This is a genomic window from Streptomyces sp. NPDC000229, from assembly GCF_040300825.1.
Classification (GTDB): domain Bacteria; phylum Actinomycetota; class Actinomycetes; order Streptomycetales; family Streptomycetaceae; genus Streptomyces.
The window spans coordinates 13,283-33,835 of sequence record NZ_JBEPEL010000056.1 but is presented as its reverse complement, the minus strand read 5'-3'; the positions used below and the strand labels follow the sequence as shown (position 1 = coordinate 33,835).

The window sequence follows — 20,553 nt, the reverse complement described above, 5'->3', positions numbered from 1 at the left end:
CCACTTTCGGGGAGGATTCTGGCTCAAGTGACCCCCATCAGCCGGATCAGAAGTGGAAGAGTCTTATCTATGCAGGTCTGGCCGGGACAGGCGTATCCCCTCGGTGCCACGTACGACGGCGCCGGAACCAACTTCGCGGTCTTCTCGGAGGCCGCCGACCGAATCGAGCTGTGTCTGCTCCATGACGACGGCTCGGAGACCGCGGTGGAGCTGCGCGAGACCGACGCGTTCGTACGGCACGCGTACCTGCCCGGCGTGATGCCGGGCCAGCGGTACGGGTTCCGGGTCCACGGACCGTACGCGCCGGAGCGCGGACAGCGCTGCAACTCCGCGAAACTGCTGCTCGATCCCTACGCGCGGGCGGTCGCCGGCGCCATCGACTGGGGCGAGGCGGTGTACGGCTACCACTTCGGCAGGCCGGACTCCCGCAACGACCTCGACTCGGCGCCGCACACGATGACCTCCGTCGTGGTCAACCCGTACTTCGACTGGGGCGACGACCGCCCGCCGCGTACCGACTACCACCGGACGGTGATCTACGAAGCCCATGTGAAGGGCCTGACGATGCTCCATCCGGCCCTGCCGGAGGAACTGCGCGGGACGTACGCGGGGCTGGCCCACCCCGCCGTGATCGAGCACCTGACCGAACTGGGGGTCACAGCGCTCGAATTGATGCCGGTGCACCAGTTCGTCAACGATCACCGGCTGGTGGACTCGGGTCTCGCGAACTACTGGGGCTACAACACCATCGGGTTCTTCGCCCCGCACAACGCGTACGCCTCCTGGGGCGACCGGGGCCAGCAGGTCCTGGAGTTCAAGTCCGCGGTCCGCGCGCTGCACCAGGCGGGCATCGAGGTCATCCTGGACGTGGTCTACAACCACACGGCCGAGGGCAACCACCTGGGTCCGACCCTCTCCTTCCGGGGCCTGGACAACACCTCGTACTACCGGCTCGTCGAGAACAACCCCCGGTACTACATGGACACCACCGGCACCGGCAACTCGCTGCTGATGCGGTCGCCGCACGTGCTCCAGCTGATCATGGACTCCCTGCGGTACTGGGTGACGGAGATGCATGTCGACGGGTTCCGTTTCGACCTCGCGGCGACGCTGGCGCGCCAGTTCCACGAGGTGGACCGGCTGTCGTCGTTCTTCGACCTGGTGCAGCAGGACCCGGTGGTCAGCCAGGTCAAACTGATCGCCGAACCCTGGGACGTCGGCGAGGGCGGGTACCAGGTGGGCAACTTCCCGCCGCTGTGGACCGAGTGGAACGGCAAGTACCGCGACACGGTCCGGGACCTGTGGCGGGGCGAGCCGCGCACGCTCGCCGAGTTCGCGTCGCGGCTGACCGGTTCGTCGGACCTGTACCAGGACGACGGGCGGCGTCCGCTCGCCTCGGTCAACTTCGTGACCTGCCACGACGGCTTCACGCTGCGCGATCTGGTCTCGTACAACGACAAGCACAACGACGAGAACGGCGAGGGCAACCGGGACGGCGAGAGCCACAACCGCTCCTGGAACTGCGGCGCCGAGGGCGACACCGACGACGAACAGGTCATGGAGCTGCGGCTGCGCCAGATGCGCAACTTCATCGCCACGCTGATGCTGTCGCAGGGCGTGCCGATGCTGAGCCACGGCGACGAGTTCGGGCGTACGCAGGGCGGCAACAACAACGCGTACTGCCAGGACAACGAGGTCGCGTGGGTGCACTGGCCGGACGAGGACTCCGAGGAGGCCCGGTCGCTGCTGGAGTTCACCCGTTCGATGGTCTGGCTGCGGCGCGACCACCCGGTGTTCCGGCGGCGGCGCTTCTTCCACGGGCGGCCGGTCGAGGGCACGCACGACGAGCTCTCGGACATCAACTGGTTCACCCCTGAGGGTGAGGAGATGACCGCGCGGGACTGGCAGGCCGCCCATGCCAAGGCCCTGTCGGTGTTCCTGAACGGCAGCGCGATCTCCGAGCCGGGCCCGCGCGGGGAGCGGATCGCGGACGACTCGTTCCTGCTGATGTTCAACGCGAGCGCGGAGGACCTCGAATTCGTGGTGCCGGTCAATCACGGCCGCCAGTGGCAGGTGGTGGTGGACACGGCCCTGGCCGAGGGCGTCGAGCCGGGGCAGGGCGCGAAGGTCGCGGCAGGCGACCGTCTCACCCTGATCGGGCGCAGTCTGACGGTGCTCCGGCGCCCCGCCTAGGAGGCGGTTTCACGGCGGGTGCCAGGAGCGGGACGGGATCCGCGGCCCGTGGGGGACGGGCCGCGGCCCCGGCGGGAACGTGGCGTCGGGCGTAAATCGCATCACCCGATGACACAGAAGTCGCCCAAGCGGGTACCTACGTTCGCATGACGCCCAACTCGACCTATCGGCTCCAGATCCAGCCGGACTTCCCCTTCTCCGCCGCCGGGGAAGCGGTGCCGTACCTCGCCTCGCTCGGGGTCTCGCACCTGCATCTGTCGCCGGTCCTGGAGGCGGTCCCCGGCTCCACGCACGGGTACGACGTCACCGACCACAGCCGGGTGCGGGAGGAGCTGGGCGGCGAGGCGGGCCTCCGGGCCCTCGCGCGCACCGCCCGGGCGCACGGGCTCGGCCTGGTGGTGGACCTCGTGCCCAACCACATGGCCGCGGCTCCGCGCCACAACCGGGCGCTGTGGGAGGTGCTGCGGGACGGGCCCTCGTCCCCGTACGCCCGCTGGTTCGACATCGACTGGGCGGCGGGCGGCGGAAAGGTGCTGCTGCCGGTGCTGGGGGGCCGGGTCGGCGACGAGCTGGCCGGCATGCGGGTCGAGGGCGGGACGCTGCGCCACGGGGAGCAGGAGTTCCCGCTGCGGCCCGGTACGGAGGACCTGGCGCTGCCGGAGCTGCTGGACGCCCAGTGGTACCGGCTGGGGTGGTGGCGCCTCGCCCGTACGGAGCTGAACTACCGAAGGTTCTTCACCATCTCGGACCTCATCGGGGTGCGGGTCGAGGATCCCGGGGTGTTCGAGGCGACCCACGCCAAGATCGTGGAGCTGGTGCGGGACGGGGTCGTGGAGGGCCTGCGGATCGACCACCCGGACGGGCTCGCGGACCCCGAGGCGTACCTCAGGGAGCTGGAGCGGGCGACGGGCGGGGACTGCTGGATCGTCGTCGAGAAGATCCTCACCGGCGAGGAGCGGCTGCCGGCCGGGTGGCCGGTCGCGGGCACCACCGGCTACGACGCGCTGCGGCGGGTCGACGGACTGTTCGTGGACGAGGCGGGCACGGCGGAACTGGCCGAGCACTACCGGCGGTTCGCGAACCCGGCCGGGGACCGGGGCGGCCACTGGGAGGCGACGGCGCGCCGGGCCGCGTACAAGGTGGTGACGCACGCGCTGGCCTCGGAGGTCGCGTACCTGACCCGGACGGCGGCCGCCGTGTGCGCCGCCGACCCGGACCTGCGCGACCACGCCCCGTGGGCGCTGCGTGCCGCGGTCCGGGAGCTGCTGATCCGGGTCCCGGTCTACCGCCCGTACGGAACCGGCGCGGAGGACGTCCTGACGGCGGAGGCGGCCGAGGAGGCGAAGGCCACCTTCACGGTCGCGGAGGAGGCCGCGGCCGTCGATGTGGTCCGGGGCCTGGCGCTGGGCCGGCTCGGGGACGGGCCGGACCAGAGGGCCTTCCGGACGCGGTTCGCGCAGACCTCGTCGGCGTTGCGCGCCAAGTCCGTCGAGGACACGGCGTTCTACCGGTACACGCCGCTCATCTCGGCGAACGAGGTCGGGGGGGACCCGGGCAGGCCCGCGGTGAGCCCGGCGGAGTTCCACGCCTTCTGCGAACGGCTGGCCCGGGACTGGCCGGCCACGGGGACGGTGCTGTCCACGCACGACACCAAGCGCAGCGCCGACGTGCGGGCTCGGATCGCGGTCCTGTCGGAGTGCCCGCAGCGATGGGCGAAGCTGCTGGATGACGTGGCCGGGACGCCCGCGCCGGACGGACAGGTGGCGTGGACGGCGTGGCAGACGGCGGTGGGCATGGGCCACCCGCACGGGGACCGGCTGGCCCCCGCGGTGCTGAAGGCGGTACGGGAGGCGGGGCTGCACACCAGCTGGACGGAACCGGATGCGGCGTACGAACAGGCGGTGCTGGACTTCGTGGAGGCGGGCCCCGCCGGGCCGGCGCTGTACACGGCCTCGCTGCTGGCCGGCGAGCTGGAGCCGTACGTACGGGCGAACACGCTGGGCGCGGCGCTGCTGCACCTCACCATGCCGGGCGTCCCGGACCTCTACCAGGAGACCGAGCGGGTGTACCTGGCGCTGGTCGACCCTGACAACCGGCGGCCGTTCCAGGAGGGCCCGCCGGACGAGAAAACGGCCGTCACGCGCGCGGCGCTGCGGCTTCGGCGGCGGTACCCGGACGTGTTCGGCGCGTCGGGGACGTACCGGCCGCTGACGGCGAGCGGCCCGGCCGCGGGGCACTGCGTGGCCTTCTGCCGCTCGGGCGAGACGGTCACGGCGGTCACCCGGCTGTCGCTGCGGCTCGCCGAGAGCGGCGGCTGGGGCGACACCTCCCTGACGCTGCCGGAGGGGCGGTGGTTCGACGCCGTGGACACGGGGCGCGCGTTCCGGGGCGGTGAGCCGGTGCCCGTGGCGGACCTGTTCGCGGCGCGGCCGGTGGCCCTGCTCAGCCGCCGTCCGGTACCGGAGGAGAACCGCGCCCGGTGAGTCAGCGGGCGGAGAGCCGGAAGCTCATCCGGCCGAACGCCACCATGTCGCCGGCCTGGACGACGACCGCGCCGGTGACCCGCTGTCCGTTCACGGCGGTGCCGTTGGTGGAGCCGAGGTCGCGCAGCACCCACAGCCCGTCCTGGAGGCTCAGTTCGGCGTGCAGACGGGAGACGGTCTCATGGCTGAGCCGCAGCCCGTTGGCCGGGTCCCGCCCTATGCGCAGGGGGTACGGTCCGGGCTCCGGCAGCAGCAGTTTCGGCAGCCGCTCGGCCTGCCATGCCCGGCGCAGCCGTACGTTGAAGGCAGACATCCGTTCGACCGCGCCGAACAGCCGCTTCGACCAGCGCCCTTCGGTACGCAGATCGGCGGTGAGCGCCGCGAGCTCGTCGGGGCGGCGGGCGACCAGGGCCAGTTCCATGCGCCGCAGGAACGTGTCGTGCGACAGCTTCCCCTGAGCGGCGCCTTCCCTCAGCAGCCCCAGCGCACGGTCCCGTTCGGCGTCGGAGAGCCGAGCGGGGTACGTGGAGGACTCGAAAGCGGACGTCACGAACGTGATTGTCGGTCCGGGCGGGCCGGAGTGTCCAGACGGACCGCGTTGTCGGACCCCGTTGGTACGGTCTTGGTACGTGATCAGCGGGGGGCTCGCACGGTATGCACGGATGCGGCGCGACGCATGCGGTCCGTTCGGCCAAGTGTCGTGCTTCCCGATCTCGGTCTTGCCAGGATTGGGGCGTTACGACGACGAGGGGATCACCAGTGCTGTTCGAGGTGTGGGCACCGCAGGCAGAGGACCGGGTCGAGCTCCGACTTGAGGGCGCGGTGCACCCGTTGGAGCGCGATCCGGACCGGGACGGCTGGTGGCTGGCCGAGGTGGAGGCCGGTGACGGCGCGCGGTACGGGTACGCGCTGGACGGCGGCCCCGTGCTGCCCGATCCGCGGTCGCGGCGACAGCCGGACGGGCCCGACGGCCCGAGCGCGGTCGTCGACCACGCCACGTACTCCTGGCGCCACGAGCCCCCGGCACGCGGGCTGCGCGGGGCCGTGCTGTACGAGCTGCACGTCGGTACGTACACCCCCGAGGGCACCCTGGACGCGGCGGCCGCCCGGCTGGACCACCTGGTGGAGCTGGGCATCACGCATGTCGAGCTGATGCCGTTGTGCCCCTTCCCCGGCAGGCACGGGTGGGGGTACGAGGGCGTGTCGCTCTGGGCGGTCCACGAGCCGTACGGCGGGCCCGAGGCGCTGAAGCGGTTCGTCGACACCGCGCACGGACTGGGCCTGGGCGTGGTGCTGGACGTGGTCCACAACCACTTGGGCCCCTCCGGCAACTACCTCCCGGCCTTCGGCCCGTACTTCACGGACACCCACCACACACCGTGGGGCGCCGCCGTGAACCTGGACGCGCCCGGTTCGGACGAGGTCCGGGCGTTCCTGCTGGGCAGCGCGCTGGCCTGGCTGCGCGACTACCGGATCGACGGGCTGCGGCTGGACGCCGTGCACGCGCTGGCCGACACCCGGGCGCTGACGTTCCTGGAGGAGCTCTCGGCCGCCGTGGACGGGCTGGGTGCCGAGCAGGGCCGGGAGCTGTTCCTGATCGCCGAGTCGGACCTGGCCGACCCGCGCACCACGACGCCCCGCGGCTCCTGGGGGCTCGGCCTGCACGCCCAGTGGAACGACGACTTCCACCACGCCCTGCACACCGCCCTGACCGGTGAGTCCCAGGGCTACTACGGGGACTTCGCCCGGGCCCCGCTGGCCGCCCTGGCCAAGACCCTGGGACATGTCTTCTTCCACGACGGCACCTACTCGACGTTCCGCGGCCGTACGCACGGCCGGCCGGTCGACCGGTCGAACACCCCGGCGCACCGCTTCCTGGGCTATGCCCAGACCCATGACCAGGTCGGCAACCGGGCGACGGGTGACCGGCTGTCCGCGGCCTGCTCCCCCGGGCTGCTGGCGTGCGCGGCGGCCCTGGTGCTGACCGGGCCGTTCACGCCGATGCTCTTCATGGGCGAGGAGTGGGGGGCGAGTACGCCGTGGCAGTTCTTCACCGACCACACGGATCCGCAGCTGGCGGAAGCGGTCCGCAACGGCCGGAGGCGCGAGTTCGCCGCGCACGGCTGGGCGGAGGAGGACGTTCCGGATCCGCAGGACCCGGCCACCCGGGACCGTTCCTGCCTGGACTGGGCGGAGCGCGAACGACAGCCGCACGCCCGGCTGCTCACCTGGCACCGGGAGCTGATCGCGCTGCGGGCCTCCCAGCCGGACCTGACCGACCCGGACCTGGCCGCGGTCCGGGTGGCGTACGACGAGGAGGCCCGCTGGCTCGCCTACCGGCGGGGGGACCTGCGCATCGCGGTCAACTTCGCCAAGGAGCCCGCCCGGATTCCGCTCGGCACCCGGGGACGGGTCCTGGCGGCCTGGGAGCCGGTGGAGATGCCCAACGGGGACGGACTGCTGACCCTGCCGCCGGAGTCGTGCGTGGTGCTGACGGACGTCTGAGCCCGGGAGATGTGAGCGCTACTCGACGATCGCGAGCTCGCGCGAGGTCGTGTTGAAGCGCCGGCCGCGACCCTCCTCGGTGACGGTGACGATGTCCTCGATGCGGACGCCGAAGCGGCCCGGCAGGTAGACGCCCGGCTCGATGGAGAAGCACATGCCGGGCACGAGGGGCTGCTCCTCGCCCTCGATCATGTACGGCGGCTCGTGCGTGGTGACGCCGATGCCGTGGCCGGTGCGGTGGATGAAGTACTCCCCGTACCCCGCCTCGGCGATCAGCGCGCGGGCCGCCCGGTCGACGTCCTGGCACGCGGCCCCCGGCCCCACCGCCTCGAAACCGGCCTGCTGGGCCTCGCGTACGAGGTCGTGGACGCGCTGCTCCTCGGCCGTCGGCTCGCCGACGTGGACGGTACGGCTGGTGTCGGAGCCGTACCCGTGCTTGAGGCCGCCGAAGTCGAGGACGACCATGTCGCCCTGCTCGATGGTGCGGTCGCCCGCCTCGTGGTGCGGGTTGGCACCGTTGGGCCCCGATCCGACCACGGTGAAGTCCACCTGCGAGTGCCCGAAGTGCGTGAGCAGCGCGGCCAGATCGGCGGCCACGTCCGTCTCCCTCCGCCCCGCGAAGCGGACTTTGAGGATCTCGCGGTACGCCTCGTCGGCGGCGGCACCCGCCGCCTGGAGACGGGCCAGTTCCGGGGCGTCCTTCACGGCCCGGAGCATGGGCAGGGCCTCGGTGAGCGCGGCGTACGAGGTGTCCGGCAACCGGCTCTGGATCCCGAGCAGGTGCATGGCCCAGGCGTTGTCGCTGACCCCGAAGCGGCCCTTGGGGTCGAGGAGCGGGGCCGTGACCGCGTACGGGTCGGTGCCGTCGGTCCAGTCCCGGAGGGTGAGGGCCCCGGCACCGGGGGCCCGGTCGGCGTCGGGTGCTTCGAGGGTCGGTACGACGAGCACCGGGTCGTGGCCGGGGGTGAGGACGAGGAGCGTGAGGCGTTCGGTGTCGACGGGCCGGTAACCGGTGAGGTGCACCAGGTCGGGGCCGGGCGCGACAAGGAGGCCGGCGAGCCCGGCGTCGGCCGCGGCTTCGGTGGCACGGGCCATGCGGGCGCGGTAGTCGGCGGCGGTGAAGGGGGTGGGGGCACTGTCACTGCGGCTGTCCATGCCGGCCATCCTCGCCGGGCGGCGGGCGGGACGCGAGCGATATCCGGACCGTCGGCGGGCCCCTGGCGGGGCGTCGGCGGCGTCATGGCACTCAGCTCATGCGTACGACCAGGTCGGCGCGGTCCCGTCCGGCGGTGACGAGCCGGGCGTTGGCCTCGTCGGACTCCCGGACCCAGCGCTCCGCGTACGGGCGGTCCTTGCCGAACCGGACATGACGTTCGATCAGCCGGTGGACGCGGCGGCGGTCGTCCAGTTCCAGGAACCAGACCTCGTCGAGGAGCGGGCGCACGGGTGCCCACGGGCCGCCGTCGTGGAGCAGGTAGTTCCCCTCGGTGACGACGAGCGGCACGTCGGGGCCGACCGGGATGCTGCCCGCGACCGGCTCCTCCAGGGCCCGGTCGAAGGCGGGGGCGTAGACGACGGTGCCGGGCTCGGCGGCACGGAGGCGGGCGAGCAGCGCGGCGTACCCGGCGGCGTCGAACGTGTCGGGGGCGCCCTTGCGCTCGGCGCGGCCGAGCCGGCGCAGTTCGGCCTGGGCGAGGTGGAAGCCGTCCATGGGGACGAGGACCGCGAGCCCGCCGAGGCGGTCGACCAGCCGGGCCGCGAGGGTCGACTTCCCCGCGCCGGGCGCTCCGGCCAGGCCGAGGATGCGGCGGGTGCCGGGGACGGCGAGGCGGCGGGCGCGGGCGGTGAGCTCGGCGAGCGCGTGCGAGTCCATGGGAGCAGTGTGTCAGTCTGCCGGCGTGCTGGTCAGGATGCTGTCATACGTATAACGTCTGTCGTATGCCGCACATCGCCCTGATCACCCTCGTCGTCCGTGACTACGACGAGGCCATCGCCTTCTACACCGGTGCTCTCGGCTTCGAACTGGTCGAGGACACCGACCGCGGGGACGGTTCGCGCTGGGTCGTGGTCCGCCCCCGGGGCGCGGGCTCCGGCACAGCGCTGCTGCTGGCCCGGGCGGCGGGCGGTCCGCAGGAGGCGAGCGTGGGGGCCCAGACCGGCGGGCGCGTCGGGTTCTTCCTGCACACCGAGGATTTCGCCGCCGACCGGGCGCGGATGCTCGCGGCGGGGGTGCGGTTCCTGGAGGAGCCGCGGTACGAGCCGTACGGGACGGTGGCGGTCTTCGAGGACCTGTACGGAAACCGCTGGGACCTGCTCCAGCCGGCCTGACGGCCCGTCGCCGACAGGATCGCTCGACCGCTGCCGTACGGCCGTGCTCTTCCAACTGACCGGCCCCGCTCGGCGGTTCGGCCGCCGGGCCTTGCCCTCCGGCGCCGTGGCGCGGGTGCGTAGCATGGCGGGATGCCCCTCTTGCAGCGCCTCCGTCCGGACCACGCGCAGGCCCTCCTCGCCTTCGAGCGGGAGAACCGGGCCTACTTCGCCGCGTCCGTCCCCGACCGTGGCGACGAGTACTTCGCCCACTTCGACGCGCGCCACCGGGAGCTGTTGGGCGAGCAGGCGGCGGGGCTGCACTTCTTCCACCTCGTGGTGGACGACGGCGGTGAGGTGCTGGGGCGGGTCAACCTGATCGATGTGGCGGACGGTTCGGCCGAGTTGGGGTACCGGATCGCCGAACGGGCCGCGGGGCGCGGGCTGGCCACGGCCGCCGTCCGGGACGTCTGCGCCTTGGCCGCCGCGGAGTACGGCCTGACCACCCTGCGTGCCGTCACCACTCTCGACAACGCCGGCTCGCGAGCCGTGCTGGAGCGCACGGGCTTCACGCCCACCGGTGACATCCACCTGGACGGCCGCCCGGGTCTTCGCTTCGTGCGGCACCTGGACGGAGGCGAAGGCCTGGCGTAGCGCGTCGGGCGACTCGCCACGACGAGCGGGCGGTGCGTCCGCCGCACCTCGTCCGACCACCTGGAGCCGCCGGCCGGGCAAGCGCGCACGCTTGCCGAGGAGGGCCTTCCGACGTGGTCCAGCGTCATCGCCGTGGCCGGCACACTGCTCGACGGAGCGCTCACGGGGCTGCCCCAGTTCCGGGAGGAGCCGACCGCCCGTGCCGAGCGGAGGGCGGAAGCGCTGCGCGTGGCGCTGGGCGCATGGGCGGCCGCCCCGGTGACCACCGGCCGCCCCGGGTGACCATCGGCGGGCCGACCACGCCCATGCCGGCCGCTCGCAGCGAGGCCGCCGTCGCGGCGACCGACGAGCCGGCCGCCGCGGCGGGGCGCGTCATGGCCTGGTCGCCGGGACGCGGAGCAGGGACCCCGAGGCGGTGAAACCCATGTCGCGCCGAGCGGCCAGGTTCGCGTCCGGCTGTGGGCCGGCGTCGACGACGAGACCGGACCGTGCCGGGCCGCGGGGAGGGCGATCAGGCCTCGTCGGTGTCCGCGGTCAGCCTCAGCGACACCGAGTTGATGCAGTACCGCTGGTCCGTCGGGGTCGGGTAGCCCTCGCCCTCGAAGACATGGCCCAGATGCGAGCCGCAACGGGCGCAGCGGACCTCGGTGCGGACCATGCCGTAGGAGCTGTCCTCGATCAGTTCGACCGCGTCGGTGTCCTTCGGGTCGTAGAAGGACGGCCAGCCGCAGTGGGACTCGAACTTGGTGGTGGAGGTGAACAGCTCGGCGCCGCAGGCGCGGCAGGAGTACACGCCCTTCGTCCTGGTGTCGGTGTACTCACCGGTGAAGGCCCGCTCCGTGCCGGCCTCGCGCAGGACGTGGTACTCCTCGGGGGACAGTTCCGCGCGCCACTGCTCGTCCGGCTTCTCGACCTCGTACGGCATCTGCTGCTCCTCAGTTCGACAGGCGGGCGAGGATCCTGGGACCGAGGTCCGTGACGTCCCCGGCGCCCATCGTGAGAACGAGATCACCGGGCTTGGCCATTCCCGCGACCACGTCCGGGACGGTGTCCTTGTCGGACACGGCGGTGACGTCGGCGCCGGCGGCACGGGCCGCGTCGATGATCAGGGCGCTGGTGACGCCGGGGATCGGGTCCTCGCGGGCCGGGTAGATCTCCAGGACGGCCGACGCGTCGGCGAGGGCGAGGGCCTGGCCCATCTCCTTGCCCAGCTCCTGGGTACGGGAGAAGAGGTGCGGCTGGAAGACGACGAGGAGGCGGGAGTCCCCGGCGGCGCCGCGCATGGCCTCCAGATCGGCGGTCATCTCGGTGGGGTGGTGCGCGTACGAGTCGATGACCTGGACGCCCGCGGCCTCGCCCTTGAGCTGGAGGCGGCGGCCGACGCCGGTGTACGCGGTGAGGGCCTGGGCCAGGGCGGCGGGGTCGATGCCGACGCGGGCGCCGGCGGCGAGGGCGGCCGCGGCGTTGTGGGCGTAGTGGCGGCCGGGTACGGAGACGGTGAAGGTGTGCTCGGTGCCGTCGAGGGCGACGGTGACCTCGCTGGTCATGCCCTTGGGCGTGAGGGCGAGGATCCGGGCGTCGGAGTCGGCCGACTCGCCGACGCGGATGATCGTCAGGTCGTCGCGGCCGGCGACCCGGCGGGCCAGCTCGCGGGCGCCGGAGTGCTCGCCGACGACCAGGGTGCCGCCGGGGCGGATCTTGGCGACGAAGGCCTCGAAGGACTCGTAGATCTCGTCCATGGAGGCGTAGTTGGCGTGGTGGTCCAGCTCGACGTTGAGGACGATCGCGACCTCGGGGTCGTACTTCTGGAAGCTGCGGTCGCTCTCGTCCGCCTCGGCGACGAAGATCTCGCCGTCGCCGTGCAGGGCGTTGGTGCCGGGACCGGCGAGGTCGCCGCCGATGGCGTACGACGGGGCGACGCCCAGCTCGGTGAGGGCGACGGCGAGCATCGAGGTGGTGGTGGTCTTGCCGTGCGTACCGGCCACGGCGATGGCGCGCAGCCCGGTCATCAGGGCGGCGAGCGCGTCGGAGCGGTGGACGACCGGGATGCCCAGCTCGGTGGCCCGGGCCAGCTCGGGGTTGTCGGCGCGGATGGCGCTGGAGACGACGACACAGCTCGTCCCCTCGGCGACGTGTTCCGCGGCGTGGCCGATGTGGACGGTCGCGCCGAGGGCCCGCAGGGACGCGGCGGTCTCGGACTCGCGCGCGTCGCTGCCGGCGACCTCGGCCCCGCGCTGGGCGAGGATCTTGGCGATGCCCGACATTCCGGCGCCGCCGATGCCGATGAAGTGCGGCCGTTCCATGGCGGCAGGAATCATGGCGGCAGGAATGGCGGGGGCCATGCGTGTCTCTCCCGGGGGTGCGACGTCGTTACCGGCCCCAGCCTATTCGGTGTCGGGCTCGTCGTTGTGCGCGAAGAGCTTGAGCACCGGCACGCCGACCTTGTGGCGGGCGCGGGAGGCCCAGTCCCGGTGGAAGAACTCCTCGACGTAGTGGGGCTTGGTCAGCACGATCACCTCGTCCGCGCCGGACTCGTCCACGACGGCCTTGAGCTTGTCCAGCGGGTGGTCCTCGACGACCTGGCCGACGGCCTCGCAGCCGGCTTCGCGCAGGGAGCGCAGGGAGTGCTCCAGCCCTTGCTGGGCGGTGAGTCTGGCGGCCTTGCCCTCGGGCTCCTCACCCTCCTTCACGGCCTCTCTCAGCTCGCCGAGGGCGACGTCGTCGATGGCCCGCAGCAGTACGACCTGGTCGCCACGCGGCTGCATCAGGACAATGAAGGACATCCTCTCGTCCGCGTGGAGGGTGGTGACGAACTCCACGTCCACGGACGACAGCGGCTTCTCGATCATCAGAACGCTTGTGAACACTTGGGAGCCCTTCCGCGGAAACCATCCTTCCCCGTGTCCGCACGGGGACTGCGAGAGTAAGTCTGCCCCTCGGGAGCTAACCGGAACGGATTATTCCGCTAATTGGTCAGGTCCGGGTGTAACGAGTGAAAAGGAACCCGTCCTCCTCCAGTACGGAGGCCAGCGAGAACCGCTCCGGAACGGCCAGGGAGGGCCCGCCCGTGATCCGCTGCGCGTTCCCGGCGGTCAGCAGCGGCGACACGGTCAGGCACAGCTCGTCCAGCACCCGGGCCTCCACCAGCTGCCCGAGGAGCCGCGGGCCGCCCTCCGTGAGCAGCCGCGTCAGCCCGAGTCCGGTCAGGGCCGCCACGACCCGCTCCGGCTCCACCCCGGTCCCGTCACCCGCGACGATCACCCGGGCCCCGGCCGCCTCGGCCTCCCGGACCCGGTCCGGCGGCGCCGCCGCGCCGGTCAGCAGCAGGGTCGGCACGAGCGGCGAGGTGAACAGCGGAGCGGAGAAGTCCAGGTCCAGCGAGGCGCTGACCACCGCGATCGCGGGCGCCGGGCCCTGTCCGGCCGCCGCCCGCCGCTCCGCGAAGGTCTCCCGCGCGCGTGCCGGACGGTAGCCCTCCAGCCGTACCGTTTCCGCGCCGACGATCACCACATCGGCCAGGGCACGCAGCGTGCCGAAGATCCGCATGTCGGTGTCGGACGAGATGGGCTGGGACCGCCCCTCGTGCTGGGCCGCCCCGTCCAGGGACGACACCATGTTGGCGCGCAGCCAGGGCGTGCCCGGAGGGCCGGGGTACGCGTAGGCCTGGGCCAGCTCGTCGAGGGACCACTCCGCATCCACGGCGGGGGCTGTCTGGTCGGTCACAGGAAGCAGGCGTCGCATGCCGTGCAGTCTGGCACGGCGATTAGAGTGGGTGACTGTGTCGACCAGTGCCATAACCGAAGCGGCCCCGCTGTCCCTGTGCGCCCGCGAGCCGCACGTCCCGGCCGACCGCCTGGTCGCCGAGATGGTGCCGCCGCCGCGCTTCGACGCGGTGCGCTTCGACACGTACATCCCGGACCCGAACCAGCCGAGCCAGACCCAGGCGGTCGAGGGCTTGCGTTCGTTCGCGGCCGGGCTCGGCGGCGCGCACGCGACCGGCGCCGGCCGCCGCCGCTGGTTCCGGAAGAAGCCCGCCGCGCCCACGGCGCCGCGCGGGGTCTACCTGGACGGCGGGTACGGCGTCGGCAAGACCCACCTGCTGGCCTCCCTCTGGCACGCCACGCCCGCCGAGCCGTCCCTCAAGGCGTTCGGCACGTTCGTGGAGCTGACCAACCTGGTCGGCGCGCTCGGCTTCCAGCAGACGGTGGCCACCCTCAGCGGGCACCGGCTGCTGTGCATCGACGAATTCGAGCTGGACGACCCGGGCGACACCGTCCTGGTGTCGACGCTGCTCGGCAAGCTGGTCGACGCGGGGGTGGCCCTGGCCGCCACGTCCAACACGCTGCCGGGCAAGCTCGGCGAGGGCCGGTTCGCCGCCGCCGACTTCCTCCGGGAGATCCAGGGCCTCTCCGCCCACTTCCGCCCGATGCGCATCGACGGCGAGGACTACCGCCACCGCGGGCTGCCCGAGGCCCCGGCGCCGTACGCGGACGAGCAGGTGACGAGGGCGGCGTACGCCACGCCGGGCGCGTCGCTCGACGACTTCCCGCACCTGCTGGAGCACCTGGCCCGGGTCCACCCGAGCCGGTACGGCGCGCTGACGGACGACGTCCGGGCGGTCTGCCTCACCGACGTACGGCCCGTGCCGGACCAGTCGACGGCGCTGCGCCTGGTGGTGCTGGCCGACCGGCTGTACGACCGGGAGATCCCGGTCCTGGCCTCGGGGCGGCCGTTCGACGAGCTGTTCAGTGACGAGATGCTGAACGGCGGGTACCGCAAGAAGTACTTCCGGGCGATCTCGCGGCTCACCGCGCTGGCGCGCGACGCCAAGGGGCTGGTGGCGCAGTAGGTTTGGGTGGCATAACCCATTTGGGGTTGTTCATCGTCCGAAGGGAATTCGGCATGGCCACCACGCGTCACGCGCACACCGTCTGGGAAGGCAACCTCACCGAGGGGTCGGGCACCGTGTCCCTCGACTCCTCCGGCATCGGGCAGTATCCGGTCTCCTGGCCCGCCCGCGCCGAGGAGCCGAACGGCAAGACCAGCCCGGAGGAGCTGATCGCGGCCGCCCACTCCAGCTGCTTCTCGATGTTCCTGTCCGGCTCCCTCACGAAGGCCGGCAACCCGCCGGCCCGGCTGACCACCAAGGCCGACGTGACCTTCCAGCCCGGCAAGGGCATCACCGGCATCCACATCACCGTGGAGGGCGAGGTCCCGGGCCTGGACGAGGCGGGCTTCACCAAGGCCGCCGAGGACGCCAAGGCGGGTTGCCCGGTCAGCCAGGCACTCACGGGCACCGAGATCACTCTCACCGCCAAGCTCGTCTGACCCACGGGACACATGAGGCGACGTGGCCCGCACTGTTCACGTGTAACCACACCACGTGATACACACGTGCGGGTCACGTCACACCTGTCCACCCCTCGGCCCGCGCCCGGGGGTGCCCCGAGCAGGGAGTTGTTGCCTCATGTCCGAACGGCTGTCCGCAACACGACGTCAGATCCTGGCCGGTACCGGCGCGTCCGTCGCCGGGATCGCCTTCACCGGCGCCTTCTCGGAGCTCTTCGCCGGCACCGCCGCCGCCCGTGGCCACGCCGGCTACGGCGCCCTCGTGCCCGACCCGGCCGGTCTGCTGGACCTGCCCAGAGGCTTCCGCTACAAGGTGCTCTCCCGCGAGGGCGACCCGCTCCGCTCCGGCGAGGGCCGGGTGCCGGGCAACCACGACGGCATGGGCGCCTTCGCCGGCCGTCGCGGACGCGTCCACCTCGTCCGCAACCACGAGAACCGCGCCTCCGCCGCGCTCGGCGTCCCCACCGTCCGGGGCCTGACCTACGACCCGGCCGCCAAGGGCGGCTGTACGGCGATCGAACTGGACGGCCGCAACAACGTCCTCGGCGAACGCGTCGCCATCGCCGGCACCGCGGTCAACTGCTCCGGCGGGCTCACGCCGTGGGGCACCTGGCTCACCTGTGAGGAGACCGAGGACAAGGCGGGCACCAACGGCTACACCAAGGACCACGGCTTCGTCTTCGAGGTCCACCCCGCCGACCCGCTGCGCACCGGAGCCGTACCGCTGACGGCGATGGGGCGTTTCCAGCACGAGGCCATAGCGGTCGACCCGCGCAACGGCATCGTCTACGAGACCGAGGACGCCTTCCAGAAACCGTTCGGGCTCTTCTACCGCTTCCTGCCCAACAGGCCGCTCGGTGGCACCGGATCGCTGCGCGCCGGCGGCGCCCTGGAGGCGATGCGCGTGCCGGGTGTGCCGGACCTGTCGGCGATCCAGGAGCCGGGCGCGACGTTCGAGGGCATCGAGTGGGTCCCCGTACCCGACAGCCAGGCGCGGCAGACGCCCATCCGGCTCCAGGACTTCGGGCCCAAGGGCATCACGCACGCCCAGAAGCTGGAGGGCTGCTACTGGGGCGGGCGCTCGGTCTACTTCGTCTCCAGCTTCGCGCGCGCCGCGGAGGGCTCGGCCGCCGACCACTACGGCCAGGTGTGGAAGTACGAGCCGCACCGGCGCCGTCTCACGCTGGTCGTCGTGTTCGGTCCGAGCAGCGACATCCAGTTGCCGGGCGAGTCCCCCGACAACATCTGTCTGGCGCCCAGCGGTGGCCTGATGGTGTGTGAGGACGGCAACGGCGCGCAGCACGTGTACGGCCTCACCAAGCGGGGCGAGGTGTACGAGATGGCGCGCGGCGCGCAGAACATCGGTACGCCCCAGGAGCCGGAGTGGGGCGAGTTCGCGGGCGTCACGTTCTCGCCGGACGGCGAGACGATGTACGTCAACTGCTACACGCCGGGCACGACGTTCGCGGTGACCGGGCCGTGGCACTGAGGCAGGTGACGGCCGGCGGCGTGACGCGTGCGCACGCCGCCGGCCCGCCCATCGGGTGGCGGGTCACCAGGTGACGGGCAGCGCTTCCGGGCCGCGGATCAGCGTGCTGCGCCGCCAGGGGACCTCCTCGGGCGGGACCGCCAGGCGCAGCTCCGGCAGGCGGTCGACGAGGGTGTCGATCAGCAGCTCGGTCTGCATGCGCGCGAGCAGCCCGCCCATGCAGTAGTGCGGGCCGTACCCGAAGGCGACGTGCGGGTTGGGGGTGCGGTCGAAGTCGATCCGCTCCGGGTCGGGGAAGACGTCCGGGTCGCGGTTGGCGGCGAGGTACGAGACGTAGACCGGCTCTCCCGCGCTGATCCGGACGCCCCGGATCTCCACGTCTTCCTGGGCGATCCGGGCCAGGCCCACGGAGCTGCGGTGCGGGATGTAGCGCAGCAGTTCGTCGATGGCCGTCGGCCGGACGGCCGGCTCGGTGCGGAGCCGTTCGAGGAGGTTCGGGCGGGTCAGCAGCAGGAAGAACATCTGCCCGGTGTTGGCGGTGACGGCCTCCCCGCCGATCTGGAGGGGGCCGACGAGTCCGATCGCCTCCTCCTCGGTGATGTCGCCCCGCCCCACCGCCGCGCCCAGCAGGGAGATGACGTCCTCCTCCGTGCTGCCGTAGCGGGCGCGGATGGTCTCGGTGAACCAGCCGTACATGCCGTCCTTGGCCCGTGCGCTGGCGGCGGCGTCCTGCGGGGAGACGATCTGCCGGGTCCAGGCGCTCATCCGTTCGCGGTCGGCGACGGGTACGCCCATGACCTCGCAGACCACGGCGATGGGGAAGGGTTCCAGGATCCGCTCGACGAGGTCCGCGGGGGGCCCGTCGGCGAGCAGCTCGTCCATCATTTCGTGCAGGGTGTCCTGGGCGCGTGCGCGCAGTCGTTCCACCCCGCGGTGGGTGAAGGCCGGCGCCACGGCGCCCCGGAGCCGGTTGTGCTCGGGCTGGTCGGCGAAGGCCAGCGATCCGCGCTTGGGCTTGAAATGGGCCGCGAGCCGGGTGACCTGGCCGTCGACGACGGGCGCGCGGGTGAAGCGCGGGTCGTTGGTGACCATCCTGACGTCGTCGTAACGGGTCACCAGCCAGGCCCAGCCCTCGCCGTGGGGCAGTTGGATGCGGCTGATCGGTCCTTCGCGCATCAGCTCCGCCAGCACCGGGTCGAACTCCGTCCCGGCGATGTCCAGCGCGGGCCAGTGCCGCACGGGTGGCGGACCCAGGATGGGCCGTGCAGCGGTGTCCTCGATCATGCGTCCGTCCGTCCCTTCGACGACTGAGTCTTCTCCTCACGATCACCCGGGCGGGGCGGGACATCGCGCTGGACTACTCCGGACGGAAGCAGGACGGACACCACCGGTCCGCTGATCATATATTTTGCGCATGTGATCACTTACGTACGGAATACGTCACTTCTGGGTGCCTTGTGCGCTGTTCTCGTCGGCTGCGGTGGAGCCTCCGACACCCGCCCCACCGCACCCGCACGGCCGCCCTCCGTCGCGAGCCTCTCCCCCGCCCGGATGCCGCCGAGCATGGCGCCCGGACCCGGTGGCCTCACACCCGTGTTCGAACGGGGTCCGGTGACGGCCGACAAGACCGTGGCGCTCACCTTCGACGCCGACATGACGGCCGATCAGGGTCCCCGGGCGGCGAGCGGCGAACGGTTCGACAATCCCGCGCTGATCGACACGCTCCGGCGCCTGCGGGTCGACGCGACCGTCTTCATGACCGGACGCTGGGCCGAGCAGTACCCCGACCAGGCGAGGGCCATCGGCAACGACCCGCGCTTCGAGATCGCCAACCACTCCTACAGCCACCACGCCTTCAAGGCCCCCTGCTACGGGCTGCCCGCACTCGGCCGGCAGGACATGGCGGCCGACGTACGCCGTGCCTTCGACGCGTTCCGCACGGCCGGGGCGCGCAACGTCGTGCCCTACTTCCGCTTCCCCGGCGGCTGTTACGACGACGGCGCGCTCCGCGCCCTGGCCTCGGCCAAGGTGACGGCCGTCCAATGGGACGTGGTCAGCGGCGACGCGTTCGCCACCGACGCCGACGCGGTCGCCGAGCAGGTCCTGGCGGGCGTGCGGCCGGGCTCGCTGGTGGTGATGCACTGCACCCGCAGCGCCGCGCCCGTCACCGAGCAGGCGGTCCGCCGCATCGTCCCGGAGCTGCGCGAGCGCGGCTACCGCTTCGTCAAGGTCTCGGAGCTGATGGCTGCCGCACGGGGCACGTGACAACGCACTTGCCCTCCAGGGCGCTCCAACCCCTAACGTCACCCGTACGACCTGACGAGGGGATACACCGTGCGTTACACACTGTTCGGGCGGACCGGACTGCGCGTGAGCGAGCTCGCTCTGGGCGCCATGACCATGGGCCACGACGGCGACGTCGAGGTGAACCGCCGCATCCTGGACGCGTACGCGGACGCGGGCGGCAACTTCGTCGACACGGCCGACGTCTACGCCGGCGGCGCCTCCGAGACCGTTCTGGGCACGCTGCTCGACGGCCGCCGGGACCGGTTCGTCCTGGCCTCCAAGTACACCTGCGCCACACACGAGGGCGATGTCAACTCCGGCGGCAACCACCGCAAGAACCTGGTGCAGTCGGTGGAGGCCAGCCTCGCCCGGCTGCGCACCGACCGCCTCGACGTGCTGTGGGTGCACGCGCGGGACGAGCTGACCCCGGTCGAGGAGGTCATGCGCGCCCTGGACGATCTCGTACGCTCCGGGAAGGTGCTCTACCTCGGCGTGTCCGACTGGCCCGCCTGGGAGATCGCCCAGGCGAACACCCTCGCCGAACTGCGCGGCTGGACCTCCTTCGCCGGTTCGCAACTGCGGTACAACCTGCTGGAGCGCACGCCCGAACGCGAGCTGCTGCCGCAGGCGCGCGGCTTCGACCAGGCCGTGTTCGCCTGGGCGCCGCTGGCGGCCGGCAAGCTCACCGGGAAGTACCGCCGGGGCGGGACGGGCAGGCTGTCCGACGGGGCGCGGGAGGACGAGCGGGAGGCCGCGATCATCACCGCCGTCCTGGAGATCGCCGAACAGGGTGGCTGGAGCCCGGCCCAGGTGGCGCTGGCCTGGCTGCGCGGCCGCCCCGGCAACATCGTGCCCCTCGTCGGGGCGAACCGTCCCGACCAGCTCGCCGACAATCTCGCGTGCCTCGACGTGGAGCTGGACGCCGCCGCCGTCGAGCGGCTCGACCGCGTCAGCGCCGTGCCACTCGGTTTCCCGCACGACTTCCTGCGGAGCCCGAGCGTCCTGCGCAACGTCCACGGCGGCCGCCGCGCGGACGTCGACGACCGGCGCACCTGGCGCGCGTCCCGGGCCGACCGCGGTCAGGCCTAACCGGAGCAGGCGGTGCGCTCCGCCTCCCGCCACTCGCAGACCGGGCACAGCGTGATGCCCTTGGTCGACTCCGGGTACTCGGTCGGCTCCTGGCACTGGACACACGCGGCGTACGGCGGTCCGCCCTCGGACCGGGCGTCCTGGGGAGCCGGGGTCTCGCAGTACGAATCGTCCTTGTCGTCCATGTATACGAGCGTA

The 20,553-nt window shown here is 72.3% G+C and carries 20 protein-coding genes; 11 read left to right on the top strand and 9 right to left on the bottom strand.

Going from position 1 to position 20,553, the window contains the following annotated elements; all coding sequences use genetic code 11:
* The first annotated feature begins 69 nt into the window (after positions 1–69).
* Both glgX and treY read left to right on the top strand, forming a co-directional pair.
* Positions 70–2,193, top strand: a complete 2,124-nt coding sequence (glgX, locus tag ABT360_RS24390; protein WP_351820302.1) for a glycogen debranching protein GlgX — start codon at positions 70–72, stop codon at positions 2,191–2,193.
* A gap of 146 nt (positions 2,194–2,339) precedes the next feature.
* Positions 2,340–4,676, top strand: coding sequence for a malto-oligosyltrehalose synthase (treY, locus tag ABT360_RS24385; protein WP_351820299.1), 2,337 nt, complete (start codon positions 2,340–2,342; stop codon positions 4,674–4,676).
* Between the two features lies 1 nt (position 4,677).
* Here treY and ABT360_RS24380 read toward each other — a convergent pair whose 3' ends face one another.
* On the bottom strand, positions 4,678–5,226 hold the full coding sequence (locus ABT360_RS24380) for a DUF1707 and FHA domain-containing protein (protein WP_351820296.1): 549 nt from the start codon (positions 5,224–5,226) through the stop codon (positions 4,678–4,680).
* Positions 5,227–5,435: 209 nt separating this feature from the next.
* Here ABT360_RS24380 and treZ point away from each other — a divergent pair, with 209 nt between their 5' ends.
* Positions 5,436–7,181, top strand: coding sequence for a malto-oligosyltrehalose trehalohydrolase (treZ, locus tag ABT360_RS24375; protein WP_351820293.1), 1,746 nt, complete (start codon positions 5,436–5,438; stop codon positions 7,179–7,181).
* Positions 7,182–7,199: 18 nt separating this feature from the next.
* On the opposite strand, the gene ABT360_RS24370 is transcribed toward treZ, so the two are convergent.
* Both ABT360_RS24370 and ABT360_RS24365 read right to left on the bottom strand, forming a co-directional pair.
* The gene (locus ABT360_RS24370; protein ID WP_351820290.1) at positions 7,200–8,336 is read right to left on the bottom strand and encodes an aminopeptidase P family protein; all 1,137 of its coding nucleotides are present in this window, start codon (positions 8,334–8,336) and stop codon (positions 7,200–7,202) included.
* Positions 8,337–8,427: 91 nt separating this feature from the next.
* Entirely contained in the window at positions 8,428–9,054 is a 627-nt protein-coding gene (locus tag ABT360_RS24365; protein WP_351820287.1) for a nucleoside/nucleotide kinase family protein, read from the bottom strand.
* 65 nt (positions 9,055–9,119) lie between these two features.
* Here ABT360_RS24365 and ABT360_RS24360 point away from each other — a divergent pair, with 65 nt between their 5' ends.
* The 3 genes from ABT360_RS24360 to ABT360_RS24350 all read left to right on the top strand — a co-directional run bounded on the left by ABT360_RS24360 (position 9,120) and on the right by ABT360_RS24350 (position 10,424).
* Positions 9,120–9,509 carry a VOC family protein gene (locus tag ABT360_RS24360; protein WP_351820284.1) on the top strand — a complete coding sequence of 130 codons (390 nt, stop codon included), beginning with the start codon at positions 9,120–9,122 and terminating at the stop codon, positions 9,507–9,509.
* Positions 9,510–9,641: 132 nt separating this feature from the next.
* The gene (locus tag ABT360_RS24355; protein ID WP_351820281.1) at positions 9,642–10,142 is read left to right on the top strand and encodes a GNAT family N-acetyltransferase; all 501 of its coding nucleotides are present in this window, start codon (positions 9,642–9,644) and stop codon (positions 10,140–10,142) included.
* Positions 10,143–10,274: 132 nt separating this feature from the next.
* Complete coding sequence (locus ABT360_RS24350) at positions 10,275–10,424, top strand: hypothetical protein (RefSeq protein ID WP_351820278.1); 150 nt, start codon at positions 10,275–10,277, stop codon at positions 10,422–10,424.
* Positions 10,425–10,653: 229 nt separating this feature from the next.
* Here ABT360_RS24350 and msrB read toward each other — a convergent pair whose 3' ends face one another.
* From msrB to ABT360_RS24330, 4 genes are all read right to left on the bottom strand, one after another.
* Positions 10,654–11,067, bottom strand: coding sequence for a peptide-methionine (R)-S-oxide reductase MsrB (msrB, locus tag ABT360_RS24345; RefSeq protein WP_351820275.1), 414 nt, complete (start codon positions 11,065–11,067; stop codon positions 10,654–10,656).
* A gap of 10 nt (positions 11,068–11,077) precedes the next feature.
* Positions 11,078–12,484, bottom strand: coding sequence for a UDP-N-acetylmuramate--L-alanine ligase (gene murC / locus ABT360_RS24340; RefSeq protein ID WP_351820272.1), 1,407 nt, complete (start codon positions 12,482–12,484; stop codon positions 11,078–11,080).
* 42 nt (positions 12,485–12,526) lie between these two features.
* Positions 12,527–13,009: an indole-3-glycerol phosphate synthase gene (locus ABT360_RS24335; RefSeq protein WP_351820269.1), complete on the bottom strand. Its 483-nt coding sequence runs from the start codon at positions 13,007–13,009 to the stop codon at positions 12,527–12,529.
* Between the two features lie 106 nt (positions 13,010–13,115).
* Complete coding sequence (locus ABT360_RS24330) at positions 13,116–13,883, bottom strand: pyrimidine reductase family protein (RefSeq protein WP_351820266.1); 768 nt, start codon at positions 13,881–13,883, stop codon at positions 13,116–13,118.
* On the opposite strand from ABT360_RS24330, the gene zapE reads away from it, so the two are divergent.
* The 3 genes from zapE (at position 13,882) to ABT360_RS24315 (ending at position 16,980) form a co-directional block, all read left to right on the top strand.
* The gene (gene zapE / locus ABT360_RS24325; protein WP_351820263.1) at positions 13,882–14,991 is read left to right on the top strand and encodes a cell division protein ZapE; all 1,110 of its coding nucleotides are present in this window, start codon (positions 13,882–13,884) and stop codon (positions 14,989–14,991) included. The two genes, ABT360_RS24330 and zapE, sit on opposite strands and share 2 nt — an antisense overlap.
* Positions 14,992–15,044: 53 nt before the next feature.
* Positions 15,045–15,470: an OsmC family protein gene (locus ABT360_RS24320; RefSeq protein WP_351820260.1), complete on the top strand. Its 426-nt coding sequence runs from the start codon at positions 15,045–15,047 to the stop codon at positions 15,468–15,470.
* A gap of 139 nt (positions 15,471–15,609) precedes the next feature.
* The gene (locus ABT360_RS24315) at positions 15,610–16,980 is read left to right on the top strand and encodes an alkaline phosphatase PhoX (protein ID WP_351820257.1); all 1,371 of its coding nucleotides are present in this window, start codon (positions 15,610–15,612) and stop codon (positions 16,978–16,980) included.
* Between the two features lie 63 nt (positions 16,981–17,043).
* Here ABT360_RS24315 and ABT360_RS24310 read toward each other — a convergent pair whose 3' ends face one another.
* Positions 17,044–18,264: a cytochrome P450 gene (locus ABT360_RS24310; protein WP_351820254.1), complete on the bottom strand. Its 1,221-nt coding sequence runs from the start codon at positions 18,262–18,264 to the stop codon at positions 17,044–17,046.
* Between the two features lie 135 nt (positions 18,265–18,399).
* Here ABT360_RS24310 and ABT360_RS24305 point away from each other — a divergent pair, with 135 nt between their 5' ends.
* Together ABT360_RS24305 and ABT360_RS24300 are read left to right on the top strand one after the other, a co-directional pair.
* Positions 18,400–19,245 (top strand): polysaccharide deacetylase family protein, encoded by an 846-nt coding sequence (locus ABT360_RS24305; RefSeq protein WP_444852319.1) that lies wholly within the window; start codon positions 18,400–18,402, stop codon positions 19,243–19,245.
* Positions 19,246–19,314: 69 nt separating this feature from the next.
* On the top strand, positions 19,315–20,355 hold the full coding sequence (locus ABT360_RS24300; RefSeq protein WP_351820248.1) for an aldo/keto reductase: 1,041 nt from the start codon (positions 19,315–19,317) through the stop codon (positions 20,353–20,355).
* On the opposite strand, the gene ABT360_RS24295 is transcribed toward ABT360_RS24300, so the two are convergent.
* Positions 20,352–20,540: a hypothetical protein gene (locus ABT360_RS24295; RefSeq protein WP_351820245.1), complete on the bottom strand. Its 189-nt coding sequence runs from the start codon at positions 20,538–20,540 to the stop codon at positions 20,352–20,354. The two genes, ABT360_RS24300 and ABT360_RS24295, sit on opposite strands and share 4 nt — an antisense overlap.
* Positions 20,541–20,553: the final 13 nt, after the last annotated feature.

Bases quoted from the DNA above. Each gene is read 5' to 3' on its own strand.
- glgX (WP_351820302.1), top strand. From the start codon at position 70: ATGCAGGTCTGGCCGGGACAGGCGTATCCCCTCGGTGCCACGTACGAC.
- treY (WP_351820299.1), top strand. From the start codon at position 2,340: ATGACGCCCAACTCGACCTATCGGCTCCAGATCCAGCCGGACTTCCCC.
- ABT360_RS24370 (WP_351820290.1), bottom strand. From the start codon at position 8,336: ATGGACAGCCGCAGTGACAGTGCCCCCACCCCCTTCACCGCCGCCGAC.
- ABT360_RS24365 (WP_351820287.1), bottom strand. From the start codon at position 9,054: ATGGACTCGCACGCGCTCGCCGAGCTCACCGCCCGCGCCCGCCGCCTC.
- ABT360_RS24360 (WP_351820284.1), top strand. From the start codon at position 9,120: ATGCCGCACATCGCCCTGATCACCCTCGTCGTCCGTGACTACGACGAG.
- ABT360_RS24355 (WP_351820281.1), top strand. From the start codon at position 9,642: ATGCCCCTCTTGCAGCGCCTCCGTCCGGACCACGCGCAGGCCCTCCTC.
- msrB (WP_351820275.1), bottom strand. From the start codon at position 11,067: ATGCCGTACGAGGTCGAGAAGCCGGACGAGCAGTGGCGCGCGGAACTG.
- murC (WP_351820272.1), bottom strand. From the start codon at position 12,484: ATGGCCCCCGCCATTCCTGCCGCCATGATTCCTGCCGCCATGGAACGG.
- zapE (WP_351820263.1), top strand. From the start codon at position 13,882: ATGCCGTGCAGTCTGGCACGGCGATTAGAGTGGGTGACTGTGTCGACC.
- ABT360_RS24330 (WP_351820266.1), bottom strand. From the start codon at position 13,883: ATGCGACGCCTGCTTCCTGTGACCGACCAGACAGCCCCCGCCGTGGAT.
- ABT360_RS24320 (WP_351820260.1), top strand. From the start codon at position 15,045: ATGGCCACCACGCGTCACGCGCACACCGTCTGGGAAGGCAACCTCACC.
- ABT360_RS24315 (WP_351820257.1), top strand. From the start codon at position 15,610: ATGTCCGAACGGCTGTCCGCAACACGACGTCAGATCCTGGCCGGTACC.
- ABT360_RS24310 (WP_351820254.1), bottom strand. From the start codon at position 18,264: ATGATCGAGGACACCGCTGCACGGCCCATCCTGGGTCCGCCACCCGTG.
- ABT360_RS24295 (WP_351820245.1), bottom strand. From the start codon at position 20,540: ATGGACGACAAGGACGATTCGTACTGCGAGACCCCGGCTCCCCAGGAC.